We start from the raw sequence: 7288 nt of genomic DNA, 5'->3' as shown, positions 1-7288 counted from the left end.
GGGGACCGACGACCGTGCCGACGGCATAACAGAAGATGAAGGCCGCATTGGCTGCTGCGAGATCGGCGCCGACGAGTCGCGAGCCGAGATGGCTGAGGCCGACCGTATAGAGGCCCGCCACGCAGCCGCCCCACAGCAGCAGCACGACCGCCATCAGCAGCCAGTTCTGCGACACCCAGGGCAGCGACAGCGCGCCGACGAGGCCGATGACGGCCATGATGGTGAGAAGCCGCCTGCGGTCCTTCATGCGGTCGGAGAGCATGCCCAGCGGGATCTGGAAGGCCATGTTGCCGATGCCCATCACCGTGAGTAGCAGGGCCGCCTGCGGCTCGCTGAAGCCCGCCCGTGTGGCATAGATCGGGAAGAGCGACAGGCCGCCCACTTCTACCGCGCCGAAGATGAAGACGGCGGCCGTCGCGGTCGGCACGAGAAGGATATAGCGCATGAAATGCAGCTCCGGCTTCTCGTCGATGACGGGGCTTTCGCTGCGGGCGATGAAGATCGGGACGGCCGCGATGAGAATGATCAGGGCGCCGACCGCAAAGGGACGCACACCGTCGCTGCCGAGGATGGAGAAAAGCAGGGGGCCGGTGGCGAAGCCGAGCGACAGCACCGTCGCATAGATGCCGAGCACCAGGCCGCGGCGGCGTGGGGGTGCTGCCGCGTTGATCCAGAATTCGGACAGGATGAACAGCGTGGTGATCGCGCCGTGGAAGACGAGGCGCAGTGGAAACCACAGCCAGAAATTCTCGATGTAGTAGAAGCCGAGGCCGCTGATCGCCGACAGCAGGATCGCCAGCAACATCGTCGTCGAGGTGCCCCAGGCATGCGCCAGGCGCGTGGTGAAGGGGGCGGCGGCCATGGCGGCGACAACGGCCATGGCGGAGTTGATGCCGATCATCGTGGGAGAAATGCCGCGCTTTTCCATGATGATGGACAGCAGCGGCAGGCCGAGCCCGATGGCGATGCCGACAGCGGAAATGGCGGCGACGGCTGCGATGAGGGATCGCCAGTGGATGTGCTCCACCGGGCCGGAGGTGCCCGATTGCGGCTGCGTCATATGTAGTCGACCCTTAAAGCATGTCCCGGAGGAAGTGACCGTGCCTGTTGCGATACAGCGGCGCCGGTCTTCCGAAGGGGAGAGACTTGTCTTCCTGAATGCTTTTTTGAAGCTCTTCAAGGATCAAGACGGTTATGTCGGGCATCTCGATGCCCTTGTGGTCAAAAATATCCACCCAGCGCACATCCTCGAGCTCATGGCTGGCCGCAGCACCGGAAGGGTCGATGCCGGCTTCATCGGCAAAGAGCGTGAAGAAGCGTGTATCGAAGCGCCGCACCATGCCCGTGGGCGTGATGGCGCGGGCCAGGAATCGCAGCTTGGAGAGATCGGGACGGAAGGGCAGTCCACCTTCGGGCACATCGGCAAGCGGCGCGCCAACGCTCAGACCGGCCTCTTCGTAAAGCTCCCGGAGCGCTGCGACGGCGAGCGCCCGCAGCTTCGAGCCCGAACAGCGTGGCACGCGTACGGCCATGCGCTCCAGCGCCAGCGGGTGAAGGGGGCTTGCAACGGAAACGAGGCGGTCGCCCGCATCGCGCCGGCCGCCGGGAAACACGTAGACATCGGGCATGAACACATGCTTGCTGCTGCGCTTGCCCACCAGCACCCGTATCGTCCCGCCCGACCGGTCGAGAAGCAGGATGGAGGCTGCATCGACGGGACGGACAGGCGTCATGCGGTTTTGTCACCGTATACGGGCGTTGCATCCTCGTCGGCATCGGGCTTTTCGCCGAAGCCATGCATCCTGACCGCCCATTGCAGGCCGATGGTTCCGCCCTTGACCGGCTGGAGCAGGATCAGGGAGAGGATGATGGTGATCGGCGCCCAGATGGCGAGATGCTGCCAAGTGGTGAGCGGCCAGACGAGATCCGTCACCATGTAACCGCCGAGAACGATATGGCCGACGATGGTGATGACGATATAGGGCGGCAGGTCGTCGGCACGCTGATGCGCATAATCCTCGCCGCAGGCGGCACAGTTTTCGACCGGCTTGAGAAAGGATTTGAACAGGCGGCCGGTGCCGCAGGCCGGGCAGCGGTTCAGCATGCCGCGCTTGATGGCGCGGCCGACCGGACGATCCGCCGGCTTACCGCTCGCGGTGTCGCCGAAATGCAGCGTTGTGCTGTCGGTCTCGTTCGCCTGCATATCCTGTCCTTCCTTGCCGGAACTTGTTAGCGTCGTCCGCGCGGCGGGCGCGTGCCCGGCTGGCGCCGCGTTTCCCCGCCCTTGCGCCGGCCCGACTTGTGGAAGGAGCGCACCGCCGTCGGCATCTTGCGTCCTTCGCTCAACATGTCGAACCGGAGCGAGCCGGCGAGCGGCACCGCCTCCGCGAGTTTGACGCGCACCGTATCGCCGAGGCGGTAGCCCAGCCCGGTCTTTTCACCGGATAGCGCCTGATGCGCCTCGTCGTAGATATAATAATCGCGCCCCAGCATAGATATAGGCACGAACCCGTCGGCACCATATTCAGGCAGGGTGACAAAAAGTCCCGCCTTGGTGACGCCGGAGACGCGGCCGTCGAATTCCTCGCCGACGCGCTCGGCGAGATGATGTGCGATCAGCCTGTCAACCGTGTCGCGCTCGGCGGCCATGGCGCGGCGCTCGAAGGTCGAGATCTCGGCCGCGATATCGTCGAGCACCGCTTCCTCGTCCGGCGTGATGCCGCCTTCGCCGAGCCCGAGCGAGCCCACCAGCGCACGATGCACGATCAGGTCCGCATAGCGGCGGATCGGCGAGGTGAAATGGGCGTATTTCATGAGGTTCAGGCCGAAATGGCCGATATTTTCAGGGCTGTAGATCGCCTGGCTCTGCGAGCGCAGCACCATCTGGTTGACCATCTCCTGGAAGGGCTGGTCCGCGACCTTGGCGAGGATGCCGTTGAAGTGGTTGGAGCGCATGTTGCCGCCCTTGACGAGGGAGATGTCGAGCGTCTGCAGGAACTCGCGCAGCACCTCCTGCTTGGCAAGCGAGGGGGCGTCGTGCACGCGGTAGATCAGGGCCTGCTTTTTCTTCTCCAGCGTTTCGGCGGCCGAGACGTTGGCCTGGATCATCATCTCCTCGATGAGCTTGTGCGCATCGAGCCGCGGCGGCACGAAGACCCGGTCGACGGTGCCATCGGGCTTCAGCAGAATCTTGCGCTCGGGCATGTCCAGTTCGAGCGGCTGGCGGCGGTTGCGGCCGACCGTCATGATCTTGTAGGCCTGCCAGAGCGGCTTCAGGATCGTCTCGAGGATCGGGCCGGTCTTGTCGTCGGGCGCGCCGTCGATCGCCGCCTGCGCCTGCTGGTAGGAGAGCTTGGCCGCACTTTTCATCATGATGCGGTGGAAGGTGTGGCTTGCCTTGCGGCCCTCATGCGAAAAGACCATGCGCACGGCGAGCGCCGGCCGGTCGACGCCTTCCTTCAGCGAGCAGAGGTCGTTGGAAATGCGCTCCGGCAGCATGGGCACGACCCGATCCGGGAAATAGACCGAGTTGCCGCGCTTCTGCGCCTCGCGGTCGAGCGCGGATTTCGGGCGGACATAGTAGCTGACATCGGCGATCGCCACGGTGACCATCACGCCGCCCGGATTGTCCGGAGAGGTGTCGGGTTCGGCATAGACGGCGTCGTCGTGGTCCTTGGCGTCGGCCGGGTCGATGGTGATGAGGGGAAGGCTGCGCCAGTCCTCGCGATGTGCCATGGTCGCCGGACCCGCGGCTTCCGCCTCGCGGATGACCGCGTCCGGGAAGATGTGGGGAATGCCGTGGGCATAGATGGCGATCATCGAGATCGCCTTTTCCGAGGCGACGGAGCCAACCACGCTCTTGACCTGCGCGCGCGGCAGGCCGAAGCGGCCCATGCGCACGACATCGATCTCCACGAGGTCACCATCCTTGGCGCCCGCCGTGAACTGCGCATCGACCTCCATCTCGTCACCACGCCGGTCGATGGGCATGATGCGCCCGCCGCCGCCCGCCATGGTGCGGAACACGCCCATGCCGGAATTCTTCTTCTTGTCGAGAACCTTTATGATCCGTGCCGTATAGGCCGGGCCGCCACGCTCCTTGGCGGGGAAGATTTTTGCCAGGACCCGGTCGCCAAGACCGGCAACGGGCGCCTTGTCCTTGCGCGCGCCACCCGACTGGCGAATGAGCACCGCCGGCGCCACACCGGCATCGTCGAGCCATTCCGCCGGCCGGCCGATCAGCTCGCCGTCGACGTCACGGGTGGTGATGTCGAGAACGGTGACGGGGGGGAGCGCGCCGGGACGCACCAGCGACTTGCGGCGCTTTTCGAGAAGGCCGTCCTCCTCGAAGGATTTGAGCAGCGCCTTCAGTTCCACACGCGTCTCGCCCTTCAGGCCGAAGGCCTTGGAGATTTCGCGCTTGGAGGCCTGTTCAGGGTGCTCGGCGATGAAGCGCAACAGCACGTCGCGCGGCGGAATGGCGCCATGGATGATCGGCGTCTCGTTCGCAGGCGCTACGTCACGGCCCGCGCGGCCGGGCCGTTTCATTTGTCCTGCCCGGCTGCGTGGTTCCTTGCTCATGGTGTCAGGCCTTCTTTGCCTTTGCTGCCGCCTTGGGCTTGGCCGCAGCCTTTGCCTTCGGCTTTGCGGTCTTCGCCTCGCCGGTCTTGCTCTCGCTGGATTTGGCCGCCTTCGACGTCTTCGCCTTGGCGGGGGCCTTGGCCTTGCCGCCCTTGGCGGGCGTCTTGCCGGCCTTTTCGGCGATCAGAACGAGCGCTTCTTCCATCGTCACGCTGTCGGCGGCCTTGCCCTTGGGCAGGGTGGCGTTGACCTTGCCCCAGTTGACATAGGGGCCGTATTTGCCGTCGCGCACCGTGATCGGTCCGCCATCGGGATGATCGCCCAGCGTCTTCAACGCCGCCGGCGTGCCGCGCGCACGACCGCCCGGACCCTTCGACGCCTTGTCGGCGATCACGGTCACGGCACGGTTGAGGCCGATCGAGAACACGTCCTCGACGGTTTCGAGATTGGCGTAGCCGCCGTCATGCAGCAGGAACGGTCCGTAGCGGCCAAGGCCCGCCGAGATCATCTTGCCGGATTCCGGATGCTGGCCGATATCGCGCGGCAGCGAGAGCAGCGCGACCGCCTTCTCGTGATCGATACTGGCCGGCGTCCAGCCCTTGGGCAGGCTGGAGCGCTTCGCCTCCTTGCCGTCGCCGCGCTGGACATAGGGTCCGAAACGGCCGGAGCGGAGCGTGATCTCTTCGCCCGTATGCGGATCCTTGCCGAGGCTCTGCGGCTCGTTGGAGGCCGCTGCCTCCGCATCCGAGCCGTTGTCGGCCGAAAGCTGGCGGGTGAAGTTGCATTCCGGATAATTCGAGCAGCCGACAAAGGCGCCAAATTTGCCGAGTTTCAGCGAAAGCTTGCCGGTGCCGCAGACCTGGCAGATCCGCGGATCGCTGCCGTCCTCGCGCTTCGGGAAGACCAGCGGCGCCAGTTCCTCGTTCAGCGCGTCGAGCACGTTGGTGACGCGCAGTTCCTTGGTATCCTCGATCTGCGCGAAAAAGTCCTTCCAGAAATCGCGCAGAACCTGCTTCCAGTCGAGCTCACCGGCCGAGATCTTGTCCAGCTTTTCTTCGAGATCGGCGGTGAAATCGTATTCGACATAGCGGGTGAAGAAGCTTTCGAGGAAGGCCGTGACGAGACGGCCCTTGGCCTCGGGGATCAGCTTGCGCTTGTCGATGACGATATATTCGCGGTCGCGCAGCGTGGCGAGCGTCGCGGCATAGGTCGACGGGCGGCCGATGCCGAGCTCTTCCATCTTCTTGATCAGCGAGGCTTCGGAATAGCGCGGCGGCGGTTCGGTGAAGTGCTGGGTGGCGTTCACCTTCTGCTTGGCGAGCTTTTCCTGAGCGTTGATTTCGGGCAGGCGGCCGTCCTCGTCACCGTCGTCGGACTGTTCGCCGTCTTCCTTCTGGTCGGTATAGGCGGCGATGAAGCCGTCGAAGCGGATGACGGAGCCGGTGGCACGCAGGCCGGCCTTGCGGCCGCCATTGTCGGCCTCGATCTCGACGGTCGTGCGCTCGATTTCGGCCGAGGCCATCTGGCTCGCGATGCCGCGCTTCCAGACGAGATCGTAGAGCTTCAGCTGGTCTGGATCGAGATAGCGCTTCACCTGGTCGGGCGTGCGATCGAAGGAGGTCGGGCGGATTGCTTCGTGGGCTTCCTGGGCGTTCTTCGCCTTGGTGGAGTAGAGACGAGCCTTCTCCGGCACATAGCGTGCGCCGAACTGCTCGGCGACGGCTTTGCGGGCGGCATCGATCGCCTCGGGCGCCATCTGCACGCCGTCGGTACGCATATAGGTGATGAGACCGACCGTCTCGCCGCCGATATCGATGCCTTCATAGAGCTTTTGCGCCACCTGCATGGTGCGCGAGGCCGAGAAGCCAAGCTTGGAGGACGCGGCCTGCTGCAGCGTGGAGGTGGTGAAGGGCGGTGACGGGTTGCGCTTCGTGGGCTTGGCCTCGACGCTCTCGACGCGGTAGGCCGCACCTTCGAGCAGCGTACGCAGATTACTCGCCTCTTCGCCGTTGCCGACCGCCCTGGGGGGAAGCCGCTTGCCCTCGGCCGAAACCAGACGGGCCTCGAACTCGTCGCCGCGCGGAGTCTTCAGGAGTGCCGAGATGTTCCAGTACTCTTCCGAGACGAAACGCTCGATCTCGGCTTCGCGGTCGCAGACGAGGCGCAGCGCGACGGACTGCACGCGGCCTGCCGAGCGGGCGCCCGGCAGCTTGCGCCACAGCACCGGCGACAGGTTGAACCCGACGAGATAGTCGAGCGCGCGGCGGGCAAGGTAGGCATCGACCAGCGGTGTGTCGATGTCGCGCGGATTGCGCATTGCCTCGAGCACGGCCGACTTGGTGATGGCGTTGAAGACGACGCGCTGAACGGGCTTATCGCCGAGCACGCGCTTCTTCTTCAGTACGTCGAGTACGTGCCAGGAGATTGCCTCGCCCTCGCGATCCGGGTCGGTCGCGAGGATCAGGCCGTCGGAATCCTTTACCGCATCGGCAATGTCCTTGATGCGCTTGGCCGAGGCGCTGTCGACCTCCCACAGCATTTCGAAGTCTTCGTCCGGAAGCACCGAACCATCCTTGGCCGGCAGGTCGCGCACGTGGCCGAAGGATGCAAGCACCTTGTAGCCCGGGCCAAGATACTTGTTGATCGTCTTGGCCTTGGCGGGCGATTCCACAACTACAACATTCATCGTCATTTTCTCTGATACCAC

At 64.8% G+C, this 7288-nt stretch carries 5 protein-coding genes; all 5 read right to left on the bottom strand.

Annotated elements, in window-relative coordinates; all coding sequences use genetic code 11:
* On the bottom strand, window positions 1-1060 hold a 1060-nt coding region (locus ACOZKU_RS15075; protein WP_421579553.1), incomplete at its 3' end, for an MFS transporter.
* Between the two features lie 13 nt (window positions 1061-1073).
* On the bottom strand, window positions 1074-1733 hold the full coding sequence (locus tag ACOZKU_RS15070; RefSeq protein WP_421579552.1) for an NUDIX hydrolase: 660 nt from the start codon (window positions 1731-1733) through the stop codon (window positions 1074-1076).
* A complete protein-coding gene (locus ACOZKU_RS15065) occupies window positions 1730-2203 on the bottom strand; it encodes a DUF983 domain-containing protein (protein WP_421579551.1) in 474 nt (157 codons plus the stop codon). The genes ACOZKU_RS15070 and ACOZKU_RS15065 overlap by 4 nt, the downstream gene beginning before the upstream one ends.
* Window positions 2204-2229: 26 nt before the next feature.
* The gene (rnr, locus tag ACOZKU_RS15060) at window positions 2230-4581 is read right to left on the bottom strand and encodes a ribonuclease R (protein ID WP_421579550.1); all 2352 of its coding nucleotides are present in this window, start codon (window positions 4579-4581) and stop codon (window positions 2230-2232) included.
* Between the two features lie 4 nt (window positions 4582-4585).
* Entirely contained in the window at window positions 4586-7267 is a 2682-nt protein-coding gene (topA, locus tag ACOZKU_RS15055) for a type I DNA topoisomerase (protein ID WP_421579549.1), read from the bottom strand.
* Between the last annotated feature and the right edge of the window lie 21 nt (window positions 7268-7288).

The sequence above is a fragment of the Shinella sp. M31 genome (genome assembly GCF_049199205.1).
Lineage (GTDB): Bacteria > Pseudomonadota > Alphaproteobacteria > Rhizobiales > Rhizobiaceae > Shinella.
This window is presented reverse-complemented; position numbering and strand designations above follow the sequence as displayed.